At 65.8% G+C, this 24,101-nt stretch carries 20 protein-coding genes; 8 read left to right on the top strand and 12 right to left on the bottom strand.

The features are described 5' to 3' along the window. Nucleotides 1-194 precede the first annotated feature (194 nt). A complete protein-coding gene (locus DDZ17_RS03475) occupies nucleotides 195-1,187 on the bottom strand; it encodes an aromatic ring-hydroxylating oxygenase subunit alpha (RefSeq protein WP_116364529.1) in 993 nt (330 codons plus the stop codon). Between the two features lie 243 nt (nucleotides 1,188-1,430). Here DDZ17_RS03475 and DDZ17_RS03470 point away from each other — a divergent pair, with 243 nt between their 5' ends. From DDZ17_RS03470 to DDZ17_RS03460, 3 genes are read left to right on the top strand one after another with little or no spacing between them, the layout of a single operon-like run. After that, complete coding sequence (locus DDZ17_RS03470) at nucleotides 1,431-2,201, top strand: SDR family NAD(P)-dependent oxidoreductase (protein WP_116364528.1); 771 nt, start codon at nucleotides 1,431-1,433, stop codon at nucleotides 2,199-2,201. Nucleotides 2,202-2,204: 3 nt separating this feature from the next. Next, nucleotides 2,205-2,846, top strand: a complete 642-nt coding sequence (locus DDZ17_RS03465; RefSeq protein ID WP_116364527.1) for a nuclear transport factor 2 family protein — start codon at nucleotides 2,205-2,207, stop codon at nucleotides 2,844-2,846. Between the two features lie 2 nt (nucleotides 2,847-2,848). Next, complete coding sequence (locus DDZ17_RS03460) at nucleotides 2,849-3,910, top strand: alkene reductase (RefSeq protein ID WP_116364526.1); 1,062 nt, start codon at nucleotides 2,849-2,851, stop codon at nucleotides 3,908-3,910. Here DDZ17_RS03460 and DDZ17_RS03455 read toward each other — a convergent pair. The 7 genes from DDZ17_RS03455 to DDZ17_RS03425 form a co-directional block, all read right to left on the bottom strand. Then, nucleotides 3,907-4,344, bottom strand: coding sequence for an ion channel (locus DDZ17_RS03455; RefSeq protein WP_116364525.1), 438 nt, complete (start codon nucleotides 4,342-4,344; stop codon nucleotides 3,907-3,909). The genes DDZ17_RS03460 and DDZ17_RS03455 overlap by 4 nt on opposite strands. Then, nucleotides 4,338-5,375 carry a DUF2955 domain-containing protein gene (locus DDZ17_RS03450; RefSeq protein WP_116364524.1) on the bottom strand — a complete coding sequence of 346 codons (1,038 nt, stop codon included), beginning with the start codon at nucleotides 5,373-5,375 and terminating at the stop codon, nucleotides 4,338-4,340. The genes DDZ17_RS03455 and DDZ17_RS03450 overlap by 7 nt, the downstream gene beginning before the upstream one ends. Nucleotides 5,376-5,377: 2 nt before the next feature. Continuing rightward, entirely contained in the window at nucleotides 5,378-6,493 is a 1,116-nt protein-coding gene (locus tag DDZ17_RS03445) for an HlyD family secretion protein (RefSeq protein WP_116364523.1), read from the bottom strand. A gap of 14 nt (nucleotides 6,494-6,507) precedes the next feature. Next, nucleotides 6,508-8,037 carry an efflux transporter outer membrane subunit gene (locus DDZ17_RS03440; protein ID WP_241505771.1) on the bottom strand — a complete coding sequence of 510 codons (1,530 nt, stop codon included), beginning with the start codon at nucleotides 8,035-8,037 and terminating at the stop codon, nucleotides 6,508-6,510. Continuing rightward, on the bottom strand, nucleotides 8,034-9,137 hold the full coding sequence (locus DDZ17_RS03435; RefSeq protein ID WP_116364522.1) for an AI-2E family transporter: 1,104 nt from the start codon (nucleotides 9,135-9,137) through the stop codon (nucleotides 8,034-8,036). The genes DDZ17_RS03440 and DDZ17_RS03435 overlap by 4 nt, the downstream gene beginning before the upstream one ends. 75 nt (nucleotides 9,138-9,212) lie before the next feature. Then, complete coding sequence (locus DDZ17_RS03430) at nucleotides 9,213-11,342, bottom strand: outer membrane protein assembly factor BamB family protein (RefSeq protein WP_206613423.1); 2,130 nt, start codon at nucleotides 11,340-11,342, stop codon at nucleotides 9,213-9,215. Beyond that, nucleotides 11,326-12,084 (bottom strand): SDR family NAD(P)-dependent oxidoreductase, encoded by a 759-nt coding sequence (locus DDZ17_RS03425; RefSeq protein WP_116364520.1) that lies wholly within the window; start codon nucleotides 12,082-12,084, stop codon nucleotides 11,326-11,328. The genes DDZ17_RS03430 and DDZ17_RS03425 overlap by 17 nt, the downstream gene beginning before the upstream one ends. Nucleotides 12,085-12,201: 117 nt before the next feature. Here DDZ17_RS03425 and DDZ17_RS03420 point away from each other — a divergent pair, with 117 nt between their 5' ends. From DDZ17_RS03420 to DDZ17_RS03405, 4 genes are all read left to right on the top strand, one after another. After that, nucleotides 12,202-13,302 carry an AraC family transcriptional regulator gene (locus tag DDZ17_RS03420; RefSeq protein WP_116364519.1) on the top strand — a complete coding sequence of 367 codons (1,101 nt, stop codon included), beginning with the start codon at nucleotides 12,202-12,204 and terminating at the stop codon, nucleotides 13,300-13,302. Nucleotides 13,303-13,402: 100 nt separating this feature from the next. Further along, complete coding sequence (locus DDZ17_RS03415; RefSeq protein ID WP_116364518.1) at nucleotides 13,403-14,155, top strand: SDR family NAD(P)-dependent oxidoreductase; 753 nt, start codon at nucleotides 13,403-13,405, stop codon at nucleotides 14,153-14,155. A gap of 137 nt (nucleotides 14,156-14,292) precedes the next feature. Continuing rightward, nucleotides 14,293-16,647, top strand: coding sequence for a TonB-dependent receptor (locus tag DDZ17_RS03410; RefSeq protein ID WP_116364517.1), 2,355 nt, complete (start codon nucleotides 14,293-14,295; stop codon nucleotides 16,645-16,647). Nucleotides 16,648-16,780: 133 nt separating this feature from the next. Next, nucleotides 16,781-17,206, top strand: a complete 426-nt coding sequence (locus tag DDZ17_RS03405) for a PaaI family thioesterase (RefSeq protein WP_241505770.1) — start codon at nucleotides 16,781-16,783, stop codon at nucleotides 17,204-17,206. A gap of 12 nt (nucleotides 17,207-17,218) precedes the next feature. Here DDZ17_RS03405 and tauD read toward each other — a convergent pair whose 3' ends face one another. From tauD to DDZ17_RS03390, 3 genes are all read right to left on the bottom strand, one after another. Next, complete coding sequence (gene tauD, locus DDZ17_RS03400; protein WP_116364516.1) at nucleotides 17,219-18,043, bottom strand: taurine dioxygenase; 825 nt, start codon at nucleotides 18,041-18,043, stop codon at nucleotides 17,219-17,221. Between the two features lie 83 nt (nucleotides 18,044-18,126). Further along, on the bottom strand, nucleotides 18,127-19,494 hold the full coding sequence (locus DDZ17_RS03395) for an ATP-binding protein (protein ID WP_116364515.1): 1,368 nt from the start codon (nucleotides 19,492-19,494) through the stop codon (nucleotides 18,127-18,129). Next, nucleotides 19,491-20,195: a response regulator transcription factor gene (locus tag DDZ17_RS03390; protein ID WP_116364514.1), complete on the bottom strand. Its 705-nt coding sequence runs from the start codon at nucleotides 20,193-20,195 to the stop codon at nucleotides 19,491-19,493. Before DDZ17_RS03390 ends, DDZ17_RS03395 begins: the two co-directional genes overlap by 4 nt. Nucleotides 20,196-20,381: 186 nt before the next feature. Between DDZ17_RS03390 and DDZ17_RS03385 the strand changes: the two genes are divergently transcribed. Next, a complete protein-coding gene (locus tag DDZ17_RS03385) occupies nucleotides 20,382-20,912 on the top strand; it encodes a Spy/CpxP family protein refolding chaperone (protein WP_116364513.1) in 531 nt (176 codons plus the stop codon). A 68-nt stretch (nucleotides 20,913-20,980) separates the two neighbouring features. On the opposite strand, the gene DDZ17_RS03380 is transcribed toward DDZ17_RS03385, so the two are convergent. Continuing rightward, nucleotides 20,981-24,097 carry an error-prone DNA polymerase gene (locus tag DDZ17_RS03380; RefSeq protein WP_241505769.1) on the bottom strand — a complete coding sequence of 1,039 codons (3,117 nt, stop codon included), beginning with the start codon at nucleotides 24,095-24,097 and terminating at the stop codon, nucleotides 20,981-20,983. Nucleotides 24,098-24,101: the final 4 nt, after the last annotated feature.

Below are 24,101 nucleotides of genomic sequence, written 5' to 3'. Positions count from 1 at the left end.
AGAAATATATCAATGCCGGGACTACAGTTAGCACAACTCCGAAATGTTGTGGCTGCTGTTAAAGCCGGCCACAGGCGCCAACCCCTGAAGGCGCCGATGGAACACCCATCCAGGTCCAACGAGTTACTTTCAAACCCGCCGCAAGGCGGGTTTTTTTATGGCCGGGCGAAACCCGGCCAGTTTGCTCGCTGTCCTCAGGCGGCGGAATCCACCAGGAACTGCCCGTACCACTTGCGGAACTTGGCAAAGGGGCCGTCGTTATCGCACAGCATGGGCTTTTCAAAGTACTTCTTGCGCGCCCAGATGATGCGGTCTTCTTCCATCTGCTTGCGGATGTCCGCCACGATGGCATCGGCCACGCCGCCCACCGGCTCCTCGCCGTTCACCTTTTTCTGGATGAAGGCGTAGAAGGCCTTGCAGTTTTCTTCATCCACCGGGGTCAGGTTGGCCATCAGCACGGTGTCGCAGATGCCGCTGAAGCGCACCACGGCCATGCCCGGGCCGGTATTGGCGTTGTCGATGATGCCCTTGATCTCGCCGCGGGGGGTCTGCATTTTGCTCACCAGTCGGCTGCGGCGGCGAATGCCCTCAAACTCGGTAATTTCCGGGGTCGGAATGTTCTGGGTGCCGTGCACGTACAGGAAGTGCGCCGCGTCCACCGAGTTTTCGCCCACTTCCTGGGTGTGGGTGGCAATGTCCCACTCGTGGATTTTCAGCGAGCCCCACTCCTCGTTGTCTGGCGCTGCCTCGGGGATGACTTCGGGCTCGAAGGTGGGCGCCACGTCCTCGGGGTGATACCAGACGAAAATGCACTGGTTCAGCTCGCGCACCTGCCAGGGTTTGATCACGGTTTCGCAGCGCGCCACCTTGGGCGGCAGGTTGTTGGCGTAGGGCACGTCGGTGCACTTGCCCTCGCCATTGTAGGCCCAGCCGTGGAAGGGGCAGACGATGGAGTCGCCGCGCACCTCCGAGCCGCCCCCGGCCTGGCTGCGAATGCCATAGCCCAGGTGGGCGCCCATGTGCGGGCAGTAGGCGTCCAGCACCTTTACCTCGCCGCTTTCGGTGCGGAACATCACCAGGTCGGTGTCGAAGTAGCGCAGGGGCTTGGATTCGGCCACGCCCAGTTCGTGGGAGTAGGCCACCTGGAACCAGCCGAAGGGCATCGGCAGCGGGATGCGTTTGCTCATTGTCTTCACCTCTAGGGTTGTGATGTGTCAGTGGCGAAAGGGTAGGCGAGGCCCGCGGCGGTTTGAACGACTTGCAAAAACTGTCTGCCTCGTTACCCGCGCAAATAGCTATACTCCGGCTGTTAATCGGGCCGTGTAGCGTCAAAACGCCGCCGGCGCAAGGCCCGGATTCATTGACCCTGGCGGCGGCGGGCGCCTAAGCTTCCGGCACTTCCATCCACTCGTAAAAAACCGGAAAACGCCATGAGACTCAAGGACAAGGTAGCCATTATTACCGGGGCCAGCCAGGGTATCGGCGAGGCCACTGCCCGCCGTTTTGCCGCTGAGGGCGCCAAAGTGGTGCTGGCGGCGCGCCGCCAGGAACAGCTGCAAGGCATTGTCGATGACATCGAAGCCGCTGGCGGCACCGCACTGGCCCACGCCACTGACATCTCCGACGAAGCCGCGGTCAAGGGCCTGGTGGAAGCGGCCGTGGCCGCCTTCGGCAAGCTGGACATCGTGGTCAACAACGCCGTGCTGATGGTGCCGGGCATGCTGGCCAGCCACAGCACCAAGGCCTGGCGACAGAACTTCAGCGTGTCACTGGACGGCGCCATGTTCCTGATGCGCGAAGCCTTCGCCGAGCTGTCCAAGCACAACGGCGCGGTGGTGAATGTGTCCTCCGTGTGCGGTCTGGCGGGCTCCGTGGGTACCGCGGGTTACTCTGCGTCCAAGGCCGCCATGCTGGGCCTGTCGCGCAACGCGGCCATCGAGTGGGGCGGCAAGGTGCGGGTCAATACGGTGATTCCCGGGGCCTTCCTTACCCCGCCCACCCAGTCCCTGATGCCGGATGAACAATCCCAGGAGGCCACGGCCAAGTCCATCCCGGTCAAACGCATTGGCGACCCGGCCGAGTGCGCCAATGCCATTCTGTTTTTGGCCAGCGACGAAGCCTCCTACATTACCGGCGCAGAGCTGGTGGTGGATGGCGGGCGCACCGCCGAGCTGAATACCGGCACCGCCGCCTGGGACTGAGCCATGAGTGAGCACAATCTTGCCGCGCGCATCGACCGCTTGGAGTCGCTGGACGAAATCCGCCAGCTGGCGGCCAAGTACTCCCTGTCGCTGGACATGCGCGACCTGGACGCCCACGTAAACCTGTTTGCCCACGACATCCGCGTGAGCCGCGAGCACAGCGGCCGCGCCTACCTCAAGCGCTGGCTGGATGACACCCTGCGCCTGCAGTTCACCGGCACCTCGCACCACATCGGCAACCACATCATCGAGTTTGACGATGCCGACCACGCCCACGGCGTGGTGTACTCCAAGAACGAGCATGAGACCCCCTGTGAAAACGGCGACACCGAGTGGGTGATCATGCAGATGCTGTACTGGGACAACTACGAGCGCATCGACGGCCGTTGGTACTTCCGCCGCCGCCTGCCCTGTTACTGGTACGCCACCGACCTCAACAAGCCGCCAGTGGGCGACAACAAGATGCGCTGGCCAGACCGCGACCAGTACGAGGGCGCCTACCATGAACTGTGGCCGAGCTGGGCCGAGTTCTGGGCCAAAGCGCCGGGCGACAACGCGCCGGAAGTGGCCGCTCCCGCACCGCTGGAGCAGTTTTTGACCACCATGCGCCGCGGCGCACCCGAACCCAAGATACGTGTGAGATAGGCATGGATTTGTTTTCCCCCCTGAAACTGGGCGACCTGGAGCTGCGCAACCGCGTGGTGATGGCGCCGATGACCCGCAGTCGCGCGGATACCGACGCCGTGCCCACCGCCGACATGGTTGACTATTACCGCCAGCGCGCCAGTGCCGGCCTGATTGTCAGCGAGGGCATTGCCCCCAGCGCCGATGGCCTTGGCTATTGCCGTACACCTGGCATTTATAACAATGCCCAGGTGAAGGCCTGGCAACAGGTGACCGGCGCGGTGCACAGTGAAGGCGGCCTGATCTGCGCCCAGCTGATGCACGTGGGCCGCGTGGCCAGCGCCCTCAACAAGCCCGCCGGCAGCGAAACGGTGGCGCCGTCCGCCATTCGCGCCAACGCCGAGATGTACACCGACCAGCAGGGCATGCAGCCCATGGATGAGCCCCGCGCCCTGGCGCTGGAGGAAATCCCCGCGGTGGTGGAAGAGTACCGCCAGGCAGCCATCAACGCCTTTGAGGCCGGCTTTGACGCCGTAGAGTTGCACTGCACCAGCGGTTACCTGCCGGCCCAGTTCCTGTCCACCGGCAGCAATGCGCGCGACGACGCCTACGGCGGCAGCGTGGAAAACCGCGCCCGCTTTGTGCTGGAAGTGCTGGATGCCCTGTGCAGCGTGCAGGGCCCCGGCCGGGTCGGCATGCGCATCTGCCCGGGCAACCCCTTCAACGACCTGTCCGACGCCAACCCGCAGGAAACCTTTGAATACCTGCTGGGCGAGGCGACCAAGCGCGGCATGGCCTACCTGCACGTGATCCGCATGCCCAAGGGCGGCGTGGATAACATTGCCCTTGGCCAGCGTTACTTTGGCGACCGGCTGGTGGTGAACGAGAGCTACAGCTTTGAGGAAGGCCAGGCGGCGGTGTCTTCCGGGGCGGCCGCGGCGGTATCTTACGGGCGGCCCTTTATCGCCAACCCGGATCTGGTAGAGCGCTGGCGGCGCGGCGTGGATCTCGCCGAGTTCGACCTGTCACGCCTGTACACGCCGGGGCCTGAAGGCTACTCCTCCTACCCGCCGGCAACCGCCTAGGGTGCTTCCTGCGGCGGGGCGATGCGCACGCGCATGGCCTCGCCAAAGGCCCGCGACAGGGCGCCGGTGGAAACACCGATCATCAGCGCGCCGTGAATCGCTTCCAGCGGACCCAGCAGGCGGTGCGCGTCGGACATCACAATATCGCCATAGCCCAGGGTCGCGAAGTTGACCGCCGAGTGGTAAATGGCCAGCGACAGCGTGTCGAACTCCCCCAGCAGGTAAAACAGCAGCGCCCACACGGTTACCTGGCCGATGTTGCCGACAATCAGGATCAGCATCACCCCGGTCATCAGCCGCATGCCCCCCAGAAAGGCCGAGCCCAGCCAGTCAGTGCGATGGCTGAAAAAGCGCAGGGCGGCAATGATCAGTGCAATCTGCAGCATCAAACACACCGCCATGGTGGTCAGGCCCAGGGTGAGGTTGGCTAGCATGCCGGTAACTCCTTCATCGATTGGCGCAGGCGCCGCTCACGCCAGGATTGCAGTACCCCCACCGCCAGCACGGCATACACCGCCACCGCCAGGAACAGGCCCATGCGCACGGCAAAGGCCTGGTACACATCCTTGCCGTTGGCGCTGTCCTGCACCGCGGCGCCCAGCAGAATCAGCAGGGTGGTGAGGGTGTTGATCCAGAACGTGGGCGGCAGGCGGCTGGGCAGGGCGCGGTAGGCCCGGGCGCCCAGCAGCAGGGCAAACAGCCACGCCCAGGCGGCAAAAAACCACAGCTCCACCGCCAGGCTGAGCAGGCTCCACAGCAGTATCGCGCACACACCGCCCAGGGCCGTGGAGCCGATCATCTCCCGTGCTGCCCCTTTCAACTGCAGGCCGGAGGCCTCCCGGCCGAGCAGGATGCTCTTTACCGTCAGCGGCAGGTAGGCGCCGGGATTGGTGAGGGTCAGCACAAAGGCCGGCAGCACAATCAGGGTGGCCCGCAGCGAGCGCCAGTGGCCATCATCCGCGTTGGGCGCCGGCGCCGGGGCCTTGCTGGCGGCCGCCTCTTCCGGGAACAGCGGGTAGGCCAGCCACAGGCCGACAACGGCAATCACCGTGCTGGCGATCAGGGTGGTAATCAGCGCTGTTGCCAGGGCCTGGCTTACAGTGCTGGCAGCCGGAATCACCGTCAGCCCCAGGGCCAGCAGGGTGGCGGGGCCATCCCTGCCGCCGACAATGGCCAAACGGCTGCTCAAGTACAGCCCGACCACAATCAGCAGCAGCGCCGAGGTGGGCGCGTACTGCAGCAGCGGCCCCAGCAGTACCCCCACGCTGAGGGTGAGTGCCAGCACCAGCAGCAGCACCAGCAATTGCTTTGGCCCCGGCGGCGGGTTGCCGGCACCGCCCAGAATGACCACCAGCAGCGGCGCAATAAAGGGGATGGGCAGGGCCAGGCCGTAGCCCGCCGCCAGGGCGATGGCAACGGCGGTGGCCAGGCGAAAGGCGCGACGGGCGGGCAGGGGCGCTCGCATGCTCAATAGGCGTAGGAAAAGACGCTGAGCACGCGAATGTACAGTGCGCCGAGCAGGCCCAGCAGGCCGTGGCCGTCGGTATAGGCGATCACCGAAGCCTGGCCGCCAATGCGCAGCTGGCGAATTACCTCGGCTGGTATCGGTTTTTCAAATTCCACCTGTACCGGAAAGCGCTGGGCCTGGCGCAGCCAGTCGCGGTCGTTCTGGATGTTGGGCAGCGAGCCAGGTGGCGTGCTCTGGCTGGCGTTGATGCCCACGCCAATGTCGCGAACCTTGCCCTTGAACACCTGGCCGGGCAGGGCGTCCAGCAGAATCTCCACCGGCGTACCGGGCTTCAGGTGGCCCAGGTTGTTTTCGGTGTAGTCGGCGTTGATCCACACGTCCCCCACTGCCACCAGGGTCAGCACCGGGTTGCCGGTGCCGGCAAACTGGCCCACTTCCGCCAGCAGGTTGGTGATCACCCCGTCGGACTGGGCCACCACCGTGGTGTTGTCCAAATCCAGCTGGGCCTTCTCCACCCCGGTGCGGGCCACCTGCAGTACGGTGTTGTTCTCCTGGGAGGCGCCGCCTTTTTGTTCAATGGCGGCCTGAATCTGGGCCCGGGCCGCGGCCACCTGGGCGCGCGCCGCCTGCAGGTTGGCGGCGGAGACTTCCAGCCGCCGGGCGGAGATGGTGCCGGGGTCGTCACTGCGTAGGCGATTGAGGCGGGTGTAGTCCTGCTCTGCCTTGCGCTGGCCGGCCAGGGCGGCTTCCAGGCCGGCTTCGGCCTGGGTGACCGTGGCATCGCCGGCGGCCACCTGCTGACGGGCGTTGTCCAGGTCGGAGTTGGCTTTCTGCAGGGCAATCTCGTACTGCGAGCGGTCGATCTGGAACAGCTTCTGGCCGGCTTGCACCCGCTGGTTGTTGCTTACCCACACCTCGGTTACCAGCCCCGCCACCTTGGGCGCCACGCCCACCACATAGCCCTGCACCCGGGCCTGGGAGGTATAGGGCGTAAAGCGGTTGGCGGCCAGGTACCACAGCAGGCTCAGGGCGATCAGGGCGGCGATAATGATGGCCCCGCGATTGACCGAGCGGGCACTGTCCTGTGGGGCGGGGGTGGTTGAATCTCCACTCATGGCTGTTTCCTGGCTCACGGCTGCTCTTCCTCAGGTTGTGGCAGGGGGGCCTCCAGCAGGTCGCCCCAGTTGCTGCGCTCGCCCATGCGCTCGCGGGTGGCCGCCGGCAGCAGGGTGTTGATGTCGCTCTGCTGCCAGCCGCCGCCCAGGGCTTTGTACAGGTTGATGATGGCCGCCACATGGTTGCCCCGGTTGACCGTGGCGCGGTCGGTCTGGGCGAAGGTGGCGGCCTGGGCGTCCAGCACCCGCTGAAAGTCTGAATAACCCTCGCTGTAGCGGCGGGTGGCAATGGCCAGTGAGCGTTCGGCGGCGGCGACGGACTCGTCGAGAATGCCCTGGCTTTCGGCGGTGGTGGCAATCTGGCTGGCGGCGTCGTCAATCTCACGCGCCGCGCCGAGCACGGTGTTGCGGTAGTTTTCCAGCGCCTGTTCCAGGCGGGCGTCCTGCACCCGCACGTTATTGCGGATGCGGCCGTAATTGAAAATGTTCCAGCTCAGGGCCGGGCCGCCGGCCAGGGTGCTGACATCGCCCACACTGTCCAGGCTGTTGCCAGACCAGCCCAGGGTGCCCACCAGGCTCAGGGAGGGGTAGAGGTCCGCCTCGGCAATGCCGATCTGGGCCGACTGGGCCGCCGCCTGCCAGGCCGCGCTGCGCACATCCGGGCGGCGCGCCAGCAGGGCCGCCGGCAGGGTATTGCTGCTGATGGTGTGCGGCACCGGCAGGTCGCTGTTCACGTCCTGCAGTTCCGCCAGCGGCCCCGGTGGGCGGCCGAGCAGGGCGCACAGGGCATTGCGCTGTTGGGTCAGGGCCTGCTGCAGGGCCGGGATGGTGGCGCGGGTGGCCAGGTACTGGGCGCGGGCCTGTTGCAGGTCCAGCTCCGAATCCTGGCCGCTGTTGAAGAGCTTCTCGGTAATCTCAAAACTGCGTTTTTGCAGGGCTTCGTTGCGCCGCGCCAGTTCAATGCGCTGCAGGGTGGTTTTGTAGCCGTAGTAAAGGCTGGCCACCTGGCTGGTCAGCAGCACCTGCACGTCGCGCTGGTTGGTCACCGAGGCGAAGTACGCGGCATCGGCGGATTCCACCCCGCGGCGAAAGCGGCCCCAGAAGTCCATCTCCCAGCCGATGTCGAAGGAGGCATCGGCGGTGCTGACTTCGCTGCTGCGATCCAGCGCGCCGCCGTGGTTTTCCTGCCGGGCGTAGGCGGCGGAGGCATTGATCTGCTGCACCTGCGGATACTGCAGGCCAGTGGCAATGCCCTGCAGCGCGCGGGCTTCCAGAATACGCAGGCCGGCGATGCGCAGGCCGGGGTTTTCGCTGCGGGCGCTGGCAATCAGAGCGTTCAGCACCGGGTCGTCAAAGCGCTGCCACCAGTTGGCCAGGGCATCGGCCTTGGCACCGGGCACGATGTCGACCTGCTGGTACAGGGCGGGCTGCCACTGGGCCAGCCAGTCCGGCGCGGGTTCGCGAAAATCCGGCCCCAGGGGCGTGCAGGCGGTGGCCGCCAGGCCCAGCAGGGCGGCAAGCCGGCGGGCCCTGGCAGCGTTCACGGTTGGGCGCTGTCCTCTGTGGCCACTGGCTCTGGCTGGCCGTCGTTCACCCAGGCCATGAACAACTGGTAGGCCACCGCAAGGATCACCGCGCCCACAAACAGCCCCACCAGGCCGCTGCTGATCATGCCGCCCAGCGCGCCGATGAGGATGATGGGCATGGGCACCGACAGGCCGCGGCCCAGCAGCAGGGGCTTGAGCACGTTGTCGGCAAGGCCGGCCAGAATCAAATAAATGCTGACGACCACATTGAGCAGCATGGAACCGTCGCCGGCCACCCATATCCACGCCACCGCGGGAATCACCACCAGGGCGGCCGGTATCTGGGCAATGCCCAGGAACAGCACCACCACCGCCAGCACCCCGGCGGCGGGGATGCCCGCCACCAGAAAGCCAATGCCCAGCAGCACGGCCTGGATAAAGGCCACGCCCACCACGCCAACGGCCACCGAGCGCACGGTGAGCACCGACAGTTCATGCAGTTCCGGGCCCACCTTGGGGCCGCAGATACGGGTAAAAATACGGTCGGTGCTGCGCGCGCCCGGCTGGGCGTAGGCCATCATGATGCCGGCCACGATAAAGGCGGCAATGAACGACAGCACCGTGGTCATGGCGCCGCCCACCGCGCCGGCCGCATCGCGGGTGAGTTCGCGCAGCTTGTCCTGGTTCTGGGCGGCGAAGGCCTGCAGGTTGTCGGCGGCGGCGGTCCAGGCGCTGAACACGCGCTCGCCTATCACGGGCCAGTCCTGCACGCCTGGGCGGGGTGGCGGTACAGTGAGGGTGCCGGCGGCCATGCCTTTGTAGATGTTCATCAGGTGATCCACAAAGGAGATACCCAGCAGCACCGTGGGCACGCCCAGCAGCACCACCAGCGACAGCACCATGAGGGTGGCGGCCTTGCCGCCGGAGCAGCCCAGCGTCCGGGCGATCCTCTCGTTCAGGGGGTACAGGGCAATGGCCAGCACCATGGCCCACACCATCAGGCCGAGGAAGGGGCTGAAGACCCTGACCGAAAACCAGGCCAGCAGAAACAACAGGCCCAGGCGTACCGCCGCGTCGATCAGGTGGGTTGGGGTACGACTGGCATCCTTAGATTCCATGGTGTGCGCTCCGCAAAATGTTTGGCTGACATTATGGCGGCACAATGGTGTACCTGCCAGTTGCGAAGCGTTTTTTCAGGGGTTTTGCGCAGGCAGGGCAAAGGCCATGTAGGCATCGCCAGTGGGCGTGCCGAGCTTGCCACCACTGCAGGTGATGACTATGTACTGGCGCCCGTCGATCTCGTAGGTGGCGGGGGTGGCGTAGCCCGCCGCCGGCAGCGGGTAGCTCCACAGCAGCTCGCCGCTGTGTTTGTCGAAGATGCGCAGCCGGGCATCCGAACTGGCGGCAATGATTAGCAACCCCCCGGCGGTGACTACCGGGCCGCCGTAGTTGCGGGTGCCGGTGGGGGCAATGCCCTCTTTGCTGAGTTGCTCGTACTCACCCAGTGGAATCTGCCAGCGGCGCTTGCCGGTGGCGAGGTCGATGGCGGTGAGGGTGCCCCAGGGCGGCTTGACCGCCGGGTAAAAGCGCTGGTCGACAAAATCGCGGTAGCCCGCAAACACATAGCGGGTTTCTTTTTCCGCGCTGTCATCCTCGGGCACCGTTTCGCCGCGGCTGAAGGCAAACAGGTAGTCGATAATCGCGTCGCGCTCGTGGCGATTGAGGTGGCTGAAGGGCATCATGCGGCCCTTGCCTTCGGCCACGGTGCGGTGGGCGCTGCGTTTGTCCAGCCGCTCGGCCACATCTTTCAAGGCCGGCGCGTAGGGGTAAAAGCCCTCCAGGTTCACGCCGTGGCAGCCGCTGCAGTGCTGGCGAAACAGAAACTGCCCCATGCCCAGCTCGCTGCCCTTGTTCACCTCCACTGCTTCCATCTGCACCAGGTGGGGCGCTTCCATGGCGTTGATGTAATAGGTGTTGGTGGCCGGGTCGAAGGCGCCGCCGCCCCAGTTGGCGCCGCCGTAAAAGCCGGGAAACAGTACGCTTGGCTTGAGACCGGGCGGGCGCAGATAGGCAAAGGATTCCGCCTGCTCCCACTGCGCCTTCACATAGGCGTGGGCCTCGGGGCTGATGTCGCTGAGGTCGTCAACGCTCATGTGCTGGCGGCTGAAGGGCTCCGGCAGGGTCACCGCGGGCTGGGTGGGGTAGGCCTGCTCGTCGGGCACCGCCGATGCGGGCACGGGCACTTCTTCGACCGCAAACACCGGCTCGCCGCTGTCGCGGTCCAGCAGGTAGAGCACGCCCTGTTTGCTGGCCTGGGCCAGCCACTGGTGCTGCTTGCCGTCGCGGGTGACCTCCACCAGGGTGGGGGCAGAGCTCAGGTCGCGGTCCCACAAATCGTGATGCACGGCCTGGTAGTGCCACAGGCGCTTGCCGCTGCGGGCGTCGAGGGCAATGATGCTGTTGCCGAACAGGTTGGCGCCGCTGCGGCCGGAACCGTCAAAGTCCGGCGCGGGTGAGCCGGTTGGCACGTAAACCACGCCGCGCGCCTCGTCCACGCTCATGCCGGCCCAGGCATTGGCGCCGCCAAAGGTTTTCCAGGCGTCTTCGGGCCAGGTGTCGTGGCCCACTTCACCGGGGTGGGGAATGGTGTGAAAGGTCCACACCAGCTTGCCGCTGCGCACATCGTAGGCGCGGATGTCGCCGGGCGCGGCGCCGGCGGTTTCTGTCACCGCCGAGCCCATAATGATCAGGTCGCCAAACAGCACGCCGGGGGAGGGCGCGTTGATGCTGACCAGTGCCGGGTCGCGCCCCAGGCCTTCGCGCAAATCGACCCGGCCCTTATCGCCAAAGCTGTCGATCAACTGGCCGTTGGTGGCGTTCAGCGCCAGCAGGAAGTGGCCGGTGGTGAACAGAATGCGCGGGGCTTGTTTGTCACTGCCGGGCCAGTAGGTAAGGCCGCGCATGTTGGACAGGCCCACATGCTCCAGCGGCGGGTCGTAGGTCCAGCGCACCTTGCCGCTGGCGGCATCCACCGCAAACACGTTGTACAGCGGGTTGCGCCCGTAAAGCACGCCGTCCACCACAATCGGGTTGACCTGCAGTTCCGAGCTGGCGGGCAGGTCTTTGCCGGCGGCGCTGTGGTAGGTCCAGGCCGGTTGCAGGCTGGCCACGTTGTCGCGGTTGATCTGGCTCAGGCTGGAGTAGTGGGTGTTGCCCGGGTCGCCGCCGTAGTGCTGCCAGGCCTCGAAGTCACCTGCGGCGGCCACCGCCGGGGCGGCCCCCAGCAGTAGCGCCAGCAGGCGCGCCTTACTTGACGGCGCCACCGCCATCCACCGAGAGAATCTGGCCGGTGATGAACGAGGCCCGGTCGGAGCTGAGGAAGGTGACGGCTTCGGCAATCTCCTCGGGTTCACCCAGGCGGTTCATCACCGCGGCCTTTTTCAGGCCCTCGGCGATTTTGGGCTGTTCTTCAAAGTATTTTTCCACGCCGGGGGTGCGGATGACGCCGGGCGACACCGCATTGATGCGCACGCCCAGGGCGCCGTACTCGGCGGCGGCGCTCTTGGTGAGAATGTTCACCCCGCCCTTGGCCGCGGCGTAGGCGGTGTTGTAGGCCTGGCCCTTCAGGGAGGAGTTGGACGAAATGTTGACGATGGCGCCGCCGCCGTTTGCCAGCATGGCGGGAATCTCATACTTCATGCACAGCCAGGTGTTGGTGAAGCACATCTCCACGGTGCGGTCGAACTCTTCGCGCTCGAATTCGTGGATGGGGCCGTGGCCGCGACTGAGGGCGGCGCTGTTGCAGGCAATGTCCAGGCGGCCGTAGGTGCTGACGGCGGTTTCCACCATGGCGCGCACCGATTCTTCCACGCTGACATCGCCATGCACAAACACGGCGCTGCCGCCGGCTTCGGTAATCAGCTTGACGGTTTCCTCGCCGGCTTCGGCGTTAAAGTCCGCCACCACCACCTGCGCGCCTTCGCGCGCGTAGGACTGGGCGATGGCCCGCCCGATGCCCTGGCCTGCGCCGGTCACAATACCTGTCTTGCCCTGCAGTAGGCCCATGTCTGTCTCCTGTTGGGATGTAAGCGTGAGAGGGAGCACTATGCTACGCTCTCGTGCGTTGCGACCAAGCGCGACAACCTCCAGATTACTAGACATAAACCGCCAGTGCCCGACGCTATGAAAGACATTACTGTCAATGCCTATCAATTCAGCCGCCTGGTTGCATATCTTGAACGGCTGGGCCTGGATACCGAGACGCCGCTGACCCGCGCCGGCCTGGTGGCCGCCCGCCTGGCGGCGCTGCCGCCGGACTATCCCCTGTCGGCGCTGCAGTATTCGCGCCTGTACAAAGCGGCGGCGGAGCAGATGCAAACCCTCAAGCGCACCCTGCCCTGGGGCGCCGGCATCGGCACCGAGAGTTTTGAGCTCAAGTGCCACTGCCTGATTGGCGCGCGCACCCTGGGAGAGGCCCTGCGCCTGGCCGAGCGTTTTGATGAACTGCTCTACCCGCTGCTGGGTTATCGCATTCACCTTAAGGAAGACGGCGCCGGCCGCGCCCGCCTGTGCTACGACTTCGACAACGACGACGATGCCGAAGCGCTGATGCTGGAGCAGTGGGATCGGGAAGGTTTTTTGCAGCCGGTGAGCCGCGCCTCGGGCCTGCTGGTGTGGCATGCCCTGTGCGGCTGGCTGACCGGCCAGCCTTTGGAGTTGAGCGCGGTGACCATTGCCGCCCCCGGGCGCAGCGACACCTACACCCGGCGGCTGGAAGATGTGTTCCACTGCCCGGTGCAGTTTGGCGAGCGCGACAGCGCCATTGAATTCCAGCGCGACGACCTGGGCCGGCGGGTCGTGCAGACGGCGGAATCCCTCAAGGAATTTCTGGCCAACGCGGTGTACCAGCTGATCGCCATCGACCGCCAGCAGGCCAGCACCAGCGCCGCCATCAAATCGCTGATCACCATCGACTTGCCCGGGCCGCTGCCCTCGCTGGAAACCGTGGCTGGCCAGCTGCTGATGTCCGAGTCCAGCGTACGCCGGCGCCTGCAGCGCGAAGGCACCAGCTACCAGGCACTGAAAGACGAGGTGCGCTGCCAGGTCGCCATCGACAAGCTCATCAACGAAGACGCCAAGGTGGCGGAGGTGGCCGAGTACCTGGGCTTTACCGAGCCGAGCTCCTTTGTGCGCTCCTTCAAGGCCTGGACCGGGCAGACCCCGCGCAGCTACCGCGACGGCGTGCGCAGCCTGGGCGAAGTGTGGGATGGTAGCGCTGGCTGAACCAATGCCCTGAAAGCGGTGGCTGTTTTTTGCGGTGGTGCGCGGGGCGGGCTTAGGCTTGCCGCCACATTCACTGTATCCACCGAGGGAGGAGGGCAGCATGCTGCTGGAAAACAAAATCGCACTGGTAACCGGTGCCGGGCAGGGCGTGGGCCAGGGCATTGCGCTGGCGCTGGCCGCCGAGGGTGCCAAAGTGGCGGTGACCGGGCGCACCCTGGAGAAGCTGGAAAACACCTGCGAGCAAATCCGTGAGCGCGGCGGCGATGCCCTGCCGCTGGTGTGCGATGTGAAATCTGGTGAATCCCTGCAAACCACGGTGGAGGCCGTTGTGGCCCATTTCGGCGGCCTGAACATCCTGGTCAACAATGCCCAGGAGGTGCCGCTGGGCACCCTGCAACAGGTGGACGAAGACGCCTTCCAGCGCGGCTGGGAATCTGGCCCCCTGGCCACCTTCCGCCTGATGAAACTGTGCTATCCCCATCTCAAGGGCGACGGGGTGATCGTCAACCTCGCCAGCTCCGCCGGCAAGCGCTGGGACATGACCGGCTACGGCGCCTATGCCGCCACCAAGGAAGCCATTCGCTCCCTCACCCGGGCCGCGGCCAGTGAGTGGGGCAAGGACGGCATTCGCACCAACGTCATTCTGCCCCACGCCACATCCCCCGGCCTCGCCTGGTGGATCGACAACAACCCGGAAGAGGCCGAGGCCTTTATCGCCAGCATTCCCCAGCGCCGCATTGGCGATTGCGAGGCGGATATCGGCCGTTACGTGGCGTCGCTGTGCAGTGATTATTCCGCCTACGTCAACGGCCAGAGCATTGGCCTGGACGGCGGCCAGGCCTACCTGGGCTGACAGAAAATGTTTATGACGGTGAGAGTCGCGGCCATGTTGTAAGCCTATCTGCTCCGAAATAATGCGCGGCTCGCAAAAACTGCCGTGCGGGCCCTTGCGGCTTGCAACTTATAACGCATTACACCGGAGCAGAAAGTATGTCGCGATTCCCCCGTAAACCCACATCCCTGTTGGCCCTTGCCGTGGTGGCCGCCATTGGCACCGTGGACAGCGCCCAGGCGCAGCTTGAGGAAGTGGTGGTTACCGCCCGCAAGCGCACCGAGAGCCTGCAGGATGTACCCATGGCGGTGAGCGCCTTCACCGCCAACCAGTTGCAGAACGCCCAGGTCGATAACATTCTCGACCTTGAGCGCATGACCCCCAACGTCACACTGACCGATACCGGTGGCCTGGTGGCCGGCGCGGTGTCGGTATTCATGCGCGGCATCGGCAACGACCCCGGCTTCCCCCAGGGCATTGGCATCTACGTGGACGACGTCTACCTGAACCGGACCAGCGGCTCCCTGCTGGAGGTGTACGATGTGGAGCGCATCGAAATCCTCAAGGGCCCGCAGGGCAACCTTTACGGGCGCAACACCATTGGCGGCGCCATCAAGTATGTCTCCCGCGAGCCCAGCGAAGAATTCACCGGCAACGTAGAGCTGAAAACCGGCCGCTTTGACCTGAGGCAGGCCAAGGCGAGCGTGTCTGGCCCGCTGATCCAGGACAGCCTTTACGGCAGCTTTGGCGCCATGGTGAAAGCCCAGGACGGCATTCAGACCAACGCCTTCGACGGCGAGGACTTCTGGGGCGCCGACAACCAGGCCTATCGCGGCAGCCTGCTGTGGCGCGCCACCGACGCCTTGTCGGTGAAGCTCTCCGCCGATTACTCCTCCGACCACTCCGACCCCCGCGTGCCCAACCGGGTGGCGGTCAACCAGGCGACACTGGATGGCATCAGCTTTGTGATCAACGGCGCCAACCAGTTCCTGGGCCAGGGCCTGGGTGTGGTGGACAGCCCCGACGATGCGTCCCTGCCCACCGACATCGACCGGGTCAACACGGAATTTACCGACGGTTTTGAGCAGTTTGAGGTGGACGCCACCACCCTGGCCATGACCGTGAACTGGGATGTGTCCGACAGCTGGACGGTGAAGTCGGTGACTGCCCAGCGCGACATCGACAACACCCAGCCCTTTGATTTTGACGGCAGCGACCAGGTGTTCATTTACTCCATGCGCCCGCGCGAGGCCTCCGACTTCAGCCAGGAGTTCCAGTTCAACTACTCAGGCGAAAACCTGGAAGCGGTGATGGGTCTTTACTACCTGAAGGCCGAGGAAGACCTGCAGAACTACACCTTCCAGGGTCCGCGCCTGCGCGCCATCCAGTTCCAGGAGAAAAACACCTACAAGGATCACCAGGAACTGGAATCCAAATCCGCCTATGCGTCGCTGGACTGGGACTTTACCGAAAGCTGGCAGCTTTCCGTTGGCGCCCGCTACACCGAAGACAGCAAGGAAGAATTCCAGCGCGCCGACGTGACCCAGGGCTTTTACGCCCTGGCGGGCTTGCAGGGCTTTCCCCCCGGGGCCATTGTGGCGATTCGCCCGGGCATGGAGGCGGTGGCCGAGCAGAGCCCGCTGTTTGCCTACTGGGCCGGCAATTCCCGCTACACCGAAGTGAGCTACGCCGAGAACACCGACGCCAGCGACAGCTGGAGCGAGTTTACCCCCAGCGCCAAGCTGACCTGGTTTGCCGGCGATGACCTGATGTTCTACCTGGGTTACTCCACCGGCTTTAAATCCGGCGGCTTCCAGCGCAACGGCGGCGTCACCACGCCCTTCGAGCCGGAAGTGGTGGACAACTACAACCTGGGTGTGAAGAGCACCTGGCTCGACGGCGCCCTGCGCCTGAACGCCGAGGCCTTCTTCAACGACTACACCGACAAGCAGCTCACCTCCATCACCCTGGACACTGTGACCGGCGACCTGGAAGAGCGCGTTGGCAACGTGGGTGAACTGGAAACCTCCGGTGTGGAAGTGGAGCTGAACTGGCTGCCGCCGGTAGAAGGGCTGACCTTCGCCCTGAACGTGGGTTACCTGGACACCGACATGAAGGAGTACGAGTCCAACGGCCAGAACATTGCCAGCAGCACCGGCATTGGCTTCTCGCCCGAGTGGACGGCACAGGCGCGCCTAGCCTACGACATGACCCTTGGCGATTACGGCTTTTTGCTGCTGGGCACCGACGTATCCTACCGCTCCGAGTCCTTCACCAACTCGCCGGTCAACCTGAACGACCCCATCCAGGCGCAGCAGGTGCAGGATGAACATGCCATCTGGAATGCATTGGCGGCATGGTCTTCACCCTCTGAGCGCTGGCGCGTTGCCCTGGAGGGCCGCAACCTGGAAGACACCCGCGTGCTGACCAACAGCTACGTGGTGGGCCCCTTTGTGACCGGCGCCTACAACATGCCGCGCACCTGGGCGGTATCGGTGGGCTATGAATTCTGAGCCCCGCCTAATCTAAGGCGCGCTTGGCACCTTTGTTACCCGCGCCCCGGTCGCCCTGTCGACCGGGGCGTTTTTGTTTAGAATGCCGGGGCATGCGCACACAACCAGTCAACACACAGAAAAGGACGTCATTGTGAGTGAATCCCAGCAGGGCATGAGTGCGGCAGCGCTGGAGGCGTTTTTTCGCCGCGAATTTCCCCATTCCACCATGGTGGTGGAGAGCGTGGGCGGGCTCGGCGCGCGCCTGCGCCAGCCGGTGGACACCGCGCACCTGCGCCCGGGGGGCACGGTTTCCGGCCCGACCCTGATGGCGCTGGCCGACGCGGCGCTGTACGCCGCCATTCTCGGCGAAATCGGCCAGGTGGCACTGGCGGTTACCACCAGCCTGAATGTGAACTTCCTGCGCAAGCCCGCCGCCGACTGCGCGGTGATTGCCGAGTGCCGGCTGCTCAAGCTCGGCAAACTGCTGGCGACGGGTGAGGTAAGTCTCTATTCAGAAGGCAGCGACGCGCCGGTGGCCCACGCCGTGGGCACCTACGCCATACCGCCCAGAAGCTGAAGCGCGCCCGGCTCAGTAGGGCCGGTCGCCGTCCACCACAATGCGCTCCATGCGCCGGTGCTGGGGAAAGTAATCGTTAACCGGCTTATGCTGGGTGCTGCGGTTGTCCCAGATGGCAATGCTGTGGGGGCGCCACTGGAAGCGGCAGGTGAACTCGTCGGTGCGGGCGTGCTGGAACAGAAAGTCCAGCACCGCGCGGCTCTCGGCCACCGGCAGGCCCAGAATGCGGGTGGTGAACAGGCTGTTCACAAACAGCACCTTGCGCCCGGTTTCCGGGTGGGTGCGAATCACCGGGTGCACCACCGGCGGGTTGGCCGCCACGGCACCTGCCAGGCGCTCGCGCCCGCCGGGTTCGGCCAGGCTTTCCTTGAAGCCATGGCTGAAGTCGTGCTCGGCGCTGAGGCCGTCCAGAAACTGCTTCATCGGCGCCGACAGCGCATTGTAGGCGGCGGTCATGCTGGACCACAGGGTATCGCCGCCCCGCGCAGGCACAATCACCGACTTCAGGAACGTCGCCATCGGCGGATGGGCCCGGAAGGTCATGTCGGTGTGCCAGGCCTCGATTTTGGTGGGCTTCTCGGGGGTGCTTTCGAGAATGGTGATCTCGGGAAAGCCCTCCACCGTGGCGTAGGCCGGGTGGGTCTGCAGGGGGCCAAAGGCGCTGGCCAGGGCGTGTTGGCGGGCCGGGCTGATGTCCTGGTCGCGGAAGAAAATCACCTCGTGTTCGTTCAGCAGCTGGCGCAGGGTGTCTACGTCGCTGCCGCTCAGGTCGCGGGACAGGTCGATGCCGTGAATTTCGGCGCCGAGGGCACCGGCCATGGGTTTGATATCGAGCATGTGTTTGGGGTTAGCAGGCAAAAAGAGGGCCGATTCTAGCACCGCTGGCAGCCGCTGCCACGCTATGCTTGCCGGGTGCTGGCTCAGGGCAGGTCGGTACTGGCTGGTAGTTCAACAGTCACTTCCAGGCCGGGGTTGGCATTGCGCGCGCTGATGCTGCCGCCGTGCTGTTCCACCGCGCGCTTGGCGATGGACAGCCCCAGGCCGTGGCCGCCGGTGTCGCGGCTGCGCGCGGTGTCCACCCGGTAAAAGGCGTCGAATACCCGCTCCAGTTCGGCCTCGGGAATGCCGGGGCCGGCATCGCGCACCCGCACCCGGTAGTGGGGGCCGTGCTGGGCCAGGGTGACCTGCACCCGGCTGTCGGGCGGGCTGTGATGCACGGCGTTGCGCAGGATGTTCTCGAAGGTCTTGCGCAGCAGGTCGCCACGGGTGGCCACCAGGGCCTGTTCAAGTGGGTCGTCCAGGTTCACCTGGCGGTTGCCGGCACGGGCTTCAAAGTCGGCATCGGCGCACAGTTCGCGCAGCAGCACGCCGAGGTCGATGTGCTCGTCTAGGCTGCTGTTGGTGCTCTGGGCGCTCAGCAGTTGCCCCACCAGTTCATCCAGGCGCTCCACTTCGCGCTCCAGCCGATTCAGCTGGGCGCTGGGCGGGCCGGGTTGCTGCTCGGCCAGGGCGATGGCGATTTTCATCCGCGCCAGGGGCGAGCGCAGTTCGTGGGATACATCGCTCAGCAGGCGCTTTTGTGCCTCTACCCGGCGCTGCAGTTGCTCGGCCATGCTGTTGAAGCTGCGGGCCAGCTCGTCGGCCTCGTCGCCGCCCTGGGGGCGCACGTTGATGCGCGTGTCCAGCTCGCCCGCCGCCAGCGAACGGGCCGCCTGGCGCAGGCGTTCCAGGCGGCCTGTCATCAGCCGCGACAGGAAGTAGCAGAGCAGGCCGCTGATCACCACCGCCAGCAGAATGCGCAGCCACAGCTTGTCGCTCAGGGTGCGCAGCAGGCTCCTGTGCTTGTCGTCGCGCCCCACCATCACGGCGCGCAGCAAGCCCTGCCGCTCCCGGTAGATGAGGTGGGCGGCAATGGGCGGAGCATTTTCGCGCCGCAGCAGAATGCGGCGCTGGCCGCGCCCGAGCTGGTCGGCCGCCAGCTGCACGCCCTCCGGCACCTTGCGCCCGAGCAGGTCTTCGCCGTTGTTGTTCAGCAGGTAGATGCGGGCGTGGTGGCGGCGGTCGCCGCTTTTCAGGGTGTCTAACAGTTCGTCGTCGCTGGCATTTTGCAGCTGGTAGATCAGCCGGAGCACCGAGCGCGGCGGCGGGCCGGGGCGCTCCACGTCGACAATCTCCGCCGGCAGGGATTCAAAGTAACTTGCCGCCAGCATCCAGCTGGCCAGAATGCCGGTGCTGATCAGCCAGAAGCCGACAAACAGCTTGATATACAGGTTGTTGCGCAGCCTCACGCGGGCGCTCCGCCGGCGTCGGGGGCGTACTGGTAGCCGGCGCCGCGCACGCTCAGGATGAGGTTGTCGCCGCCGCAGTCCGCCAGCTTGCGGCGGATTTTACTGACGTGCACGTCTACGCTGCGGTCGTAGGCCGACAGGGGCCGGCCCAGGGCCTCCTGGCACAGGGTGTCTTTGTCCACCACCTGGCCGGCGCGGGCCAGCAGGCTGTGCAGCACGTTGAATTCGGCGCTGGTCAGGTTCAGCGCCGCGCCGTTGTAGCTGGCCTGGCGCTGGCTGCTGTTCAGGTGCAGGCGGCCCACCTGCAGTTCGCGGCTGGGGCTGGCCTCTTCCTGGGCCTGGGTGCGGCGCAGAATGGCCCGCAGCCGCGCCGCCAGCTCGCGCGGGTTGCAGGGTTTGGGCAGGTAGTCGTCGGCGCCCAGCTCCAGGCCGACAATGCGGTCGGTGTCTTCGCCGCGGGCGGTGAGCATCAACACCGGGGTGTGGCTGAAGGCGCGCAGCCGGCGCAGCACTTCCAGGCCCTGCAGGCCGGGCAGCATGATGTCCAGCACAATGGCGTCGTAGGGCTGTTCGTGGCAGTGTGCCAGGGCCTGTTCGCCGTTGTGCCGGGCCTGCACCCGAAAGCCCTCAAGGCTCAAAAACTCCGCCAGCAGTTCGCACAGTTCGGTGTCGTCGTCGATGATGAGAATGTCGGCGTCCATGGGCCCGTCCCTTGGGGTTCAGGCTGGATTGTCAGCGTTTGCACCGGCCCTGTCACGCCACTTAACCCGCCGTGGCGCTTCTTAACACTTCTTTACTGGTGTGGTGAGGAGTTTAACCGGGGCGCTGCCTACACTGGCTCCCAGTCCTGCGGCATCAGCGAGCGGGGCACACTAAAGGAGACTGCCATGAAACACCTGTTAAAACAGACCCTCACCGCCACCGGCCTCAGCATTGCGCTGCTTGGCGCGGGGGTCAGCGTGGCGGGCCCCGGTTTTGATCGCGGGCCGGGCCCGGAGCACATGATCGAGCGCATGAGCGAGAAGCTGTCGCTGAGCGAAGCGCAGCAAACCCAGATCCGCCAGATTCTGGAGAGCCAGCGCAGCCAGAGCGAGGCCGACCGCCAGCGGCTGGGCGAACTGCGCGAAACACTGCGCAGCAATAGCAACAGCGGCGACAGCTTTGACGCCGGCGCAGTGCAGGCCGCCGCCGACGAAATTGGCCAGATCACCAGCCGCATGACCTATCAGATGGCCGAATCCCAGCATCAGGTGCGTGATGTGCTGACCGAAACGCAGCTGGCCGAGCTGGACCAGATGATGGAGCGCCGTAAACAGCGCGATGGCCGTGGCTCTCACAAGCACGGCGAACACAAACGCGGCGAACACAAGCGGGGCGAAGGCCGCTCCGCGCCGGATGCCGGCGACGACGCGAACTGAGCAGGGACTCCCGTTAACCCTGTAGCCTGGGGTGGCCGCCGCCACCCCTTTTTTTCGTGCTTCCTGAATTAACGAAAGTCCCGCGAATCCACGGTAAAGCCAAACAGGTGCTGCGAACAGTCCTCCAGCGCCCCGGCAATCACATGCACCACCTCGCCGTTGCTCTCCACGGTGCCCTTCACCAGCAACAGCTGCGCCCGTAGCAGGGGCTCGCGAAAGTGGGCCTGGGTGGCCTTCCACACAATCACATTGATGTTGCCCGTTTCGTCCTCCAGGGTGAGGAAGAGGGTGCCCTTGGCGGTGCCCGGCCGCTGCCGGTTGGTGACCAGCCCGGCCACCCGCACAAACCGGCCGTGGCCAATGCCGGCCAGCTCGGCCTGGGTTTTGCAGCGGCGGAAGGGCAGCTGCGAGCGCAGCAGGGCCATGGGGTGGGGGCGCAGGCTGAGGCCGGTGCTGCGGTAGTCGGCGGCGATGTTCTGGGCCAGGCCGGGGGCGGGCAGCTCAACGGGCTGCTGGGGCGACTCCCCGACATCACCCAGCAGCGGGCGGTGGGCCTCGATGCCGGCCACCTCCCAGTGAGACTGGAAGCGGTGGCCGCTGATGCCGCGCAGGGCGTCGGCCGCCGCCAGCAGTTGCAGCGGGCGGCTGGCCAACTGGGCGCGGCGCGCCAGATCCCGGGTGTCGCTGAAGGCGTGCACCTGCCGCGCGGCAACAATGCGCAGTCCGGCGGCTTCCTCCAGCCCCGACACGCTGCACAGGCCCAGGCGCAGGGCGAGTGCGGGCGCCTGGCCCTCCAGGGTGTTTTCCCAGTCGCTGTGGCGCACATCCACCGGCCGCACGGTGAGCCCCCGGCGGCGGGCGTCCTGCACCAACTGCGAGGGCGTGTAAAAACCCATTGGCTGGCTGTTCAGCAGGGCGCAGTAAAAAGCCGCCGGGTGGTGGCACTTGAGCCAGGAGGAGAAGTAGCACAGCAGGGCGAAGCTGGCAGAGTGCGATTCGGGAAAGCCATAGCCGCCAAAGCCCTTGATCTGCTCGAAGATGCGCTCGGCAAAATCCCGCGCGTAGCCGTTGCCGGTCATGCCGTCGATAAAACGCTGCTGGAACTGCAGCAGGTTGCCGTTTTTGCCCCAGCTGGCCATGGCCCGGCGCAGGTTGTCGGCCTCGCCGCCGGAAAACTCCGCCGCCACCATGGCGATGCGAATGGCCTGCTCCTGGAAAATGGGCACCCCGAGGGTGCGCCGCAGCACCTGGGTGAGGGGCGAGGCGGGGTCGCCGCCAGTGCTTTTGCCCGCGCGCAGTTCGGCCCGGCGCTTGAGATAGGGGGTGACCATGTCGCCCTGGATGGGCCCCGGGCGCACGATGGCGATCTCGATTACCAGGTCGTAAAAACAGCGGGGTTTGAGCCGTGGCAGCATGGACAGCTGGGCGCGGGATTCCACCTGGAACACGCCGATGGCATCCGCCCGGCACAGCATGTCGTAGGTTTGCGCATCCTCCCGGGGGATGTCCGCCAGGCTGGCGATGCCCGGCTCATAGCGGCTCACCAGCGCCAGCGCCCGGCGCAGGGCCGACAACATGCCGAGCGACAGCACATCCACCTTCAACAGACCCAGGGATTCAAGGTCGTCCTTGTCCCACTGGATGATGGTGCGCTCGGGCATGGCGGCGTTTTCCAGCGGCACCAGGTCGCTCACCTGATCCTGGGCGATCACAAAGCCCCCCACATGCTGGGACAGGTGGCGGGGAAAGCCGCAGAGCGCCTGCACCAGCGCCAGGTAGTGGGGCACCAGGTCGCTGCTGTTATCCCCGGCACCGGCCCCCAGCAGCTCCCGGGCGCGGCTGGCCAGGTCGCCGCCGCGATCCCACCAGGCCAGGGATTTGGCCAGTGCGTCCACCTGCTGCGGGGCAAACCCCAGCGCCTTGCCCACATCGCGCACCGCGCTGCGGGTGCGGTAGGTGATGACGGTGGCGGCCAGGGCGGCGTGCTTGCGGCCGTACTTGCCGTAGATGTACTGGATCACCTCCTCGCGGCGCTGGCTTTCAAAGTCCACGTCGATATCCGGCGGTTCGTTGCGCTCTTTGGAGATAAAACGCTCGAACAGCACATCCACCACCTCGGGGGAGACTTCCGTAATGTGCAGGCAGTAGCACACCACCGAATTGGCGGCGGAGCCGCGACCCTGGCACAGAATGCCGCGCTCCCGGGCGAAGCGCACCACATCGTGCACGGTGAGAAAAAAGTACTCGTAGGCCAGCTCCTCGATCAGCGCGAACTCCTTCTCCAGTGCTGCGTTCACGCTTGCCGGCATGCCGCCCGGCCAGCGTGTGCGGGCGCCCTCAGCCACCAGATTGCGCAGGTGCTGGATGGGGCGCAGGCCGGCCGGCACCAGCTCGGCGGGGTACTGGTAGCGCAGTTCATCGAGCGTGAAGGTGCAGCGGCGGACGATGGCGATGGTCTGTGCCAGCAGCGCCGGCGGGTAGAGCCGCGCCAGCGCCGCGCGCGGGCGCAGGTAGGCCTCGGCATTGGCCGCCAGCCGGGTGCCCAGGGCCTGCACCGGCCGCCCCAGGCGAATGGCCGCCAACACATCGTGCAGGGGCTGGCGCGAGCGGCAGTGCATTTGCGCCTGGCTGCAGGCTACAAGTGGCACCTGCAGTTCCTTGCCCAGCGCCAGCAGGTGCTGCCAGTGCTCCGCCTCGGCGCCGCTCAGGTGGCGGCTGGCGCCAATCCACAGGCGCTCGCCAAAACTGCGCTTGAGCTCGACGCCCGTTTCTCTGTCTGCGCTGGCATGCGCCGCGCCGGGCTGTGGCAGCCACAGGATCAGGCAGCGCTTCAGGCGAAAGCGTAAATCCTCCCGGTGCAGGCGGTATTGGCCCTTGGGGCTGCGCCGCCGGGCCAGGGTGATCAGCCCGGACAGCTCGGCATAGGCGGCGCGGTCGGTCACCAGGGCCAGCAGGCGGCAGTGATCGTCCACCTGAAACTGGCTGCCGATAATCAGGTGCAGGCCCAGCTCCCGGGCCCGCACATGGGCGCGCACCACCCCGGCCAGCGAGCATTCGTCTGCCAGCGCCAGGGCGCGATAGCCAAGCCGGTGAGCCTGCTCCACCAGCTCGTGGGGGTGGGATGCGCCGCGCAAAAAGGTGAAATTGCTGAGGGCGGCCAGCTCGGCGTAGGGTGGGGCTCTCAACGTA

This window comes from Parahaliea mediterranea (assembly GCF_003402235.1).
Classification (GTDB): domain Bacteria; phylum Pseudomonadota; class Gammaproteobacteria; order Pseudomonadales; family Halieaceae; genus Parahaliea; species Parahaliea mediterranea.
This window is presented reverse-complemented; position numbering and strand designations above follow the sequence as displayed.

Bases quoted from the DNA above. Each gene is read 5' to 3' on its own strand.
- DDZ17_RS03390 (WP_116364514.1), bottom strand. From the start codon at position 20,195: ATGGACGCCGACATTCTCATCATCGACGACGACACCGAACTGTGCGAA.
- DDZ17_RS03415 (WP_116364518.1), top strand. From the start codon at position 13,403: ATGCTGCTGGAAAACAAAATCGCACTGGTAACCGGTGCCGGGCAGGGC.
- DDZ17_RS03445 (WP_116364523.1), bottom strand. From the start codon at position 6,493: ATGAGTGGAGATTCAACCACCCCCGCCCCACAGGACAGTGCCCGCTCG.
- DDZ17_RS03410 (WP_116364517.1), top strand. From the start codon at position 14,293: ATGTCGCGATTCCCCCGTAAACCCACATCCCTGTTGGCCCTTGCCGTG.
- DDZ17_RS03420 (WP_116364519.1), top strand. From the start codon at position 12,202: ATGAAAGACATTACTGTCAATGCCTATCAATTCAGCCGCCTGGTTGCA.
- tauD (WP_116364516.1), bottom strand. From the start codon at position 18,043: ATGCTCGATATCAAACCCATGGCCGGTGCCCTCGGCGCCGAAATTCAC.
- DDZ17_RS03450 (WP_116364524.1), bottom strand. From the start codon at position 5,375: ATGCGAGCGCCCCTGCCCGCCCGTCGCGCCTTTCGCCTGGCCACCGCC.
- DDZ17_RS03425 (WP_116364520.1), bottom strand. From the start codon at position 12,084: ATGGGCCTACTGCAGGGCAAGACAGGTATTGTGACCGGCGCAGGCCAG.
- DDZ17_RS03385 (WP_116364513.1), top strand. From the start codon at position 20,382: ATGAAACACCTGTTAAAACAGACCCTCACCGCCACCGGCCTCAGCATT.
- DDZ17_RS03475 (WP_116364529.1), bottom strand. From the start codon at position 1,187: ATGAGCAAACGCATCCCGCTGCCGATGCCCTTCGGCTGGTTCCAGGTG.
- DDZ17_RS03435 (WP_116364522.1), bottom strand. From the start codon at position 9,137: ATGGAATCTAAGGATGCCAGTCGTACCCCAACCCACCTGATCGACGCG.
- DDZ17_RS03455 (WP_116364525.1), bottom strand. From the start codon at position 4,344: ATGCTAGCCAACCTCACCCTGGGCCTGACCACCATGGCGGTGTGTTTG.
- DDZ17_RS03470 (WP_116364528.1), top strand. From the start codon at position 1,431: ATGAGACTCAAGGACAAGGTAGCCATTATTACCGGGGCCAGCCAGGGT.
- DDZ17_RS03460 (WP_116364526.1), top strand. From the start codon at position 2,849: ATGGATTTGTTTTCCCCCCTGAAACTGGGCGACCTGGAGCTGCGCAAC.
- DDZ17_RS03465 (WP_116364527.1), top strand. From the start codon at position 2,205: ATGAGTGAGCACAATCTTGCCGCGCGCATCGACCGCTTGGAGTCGCTG.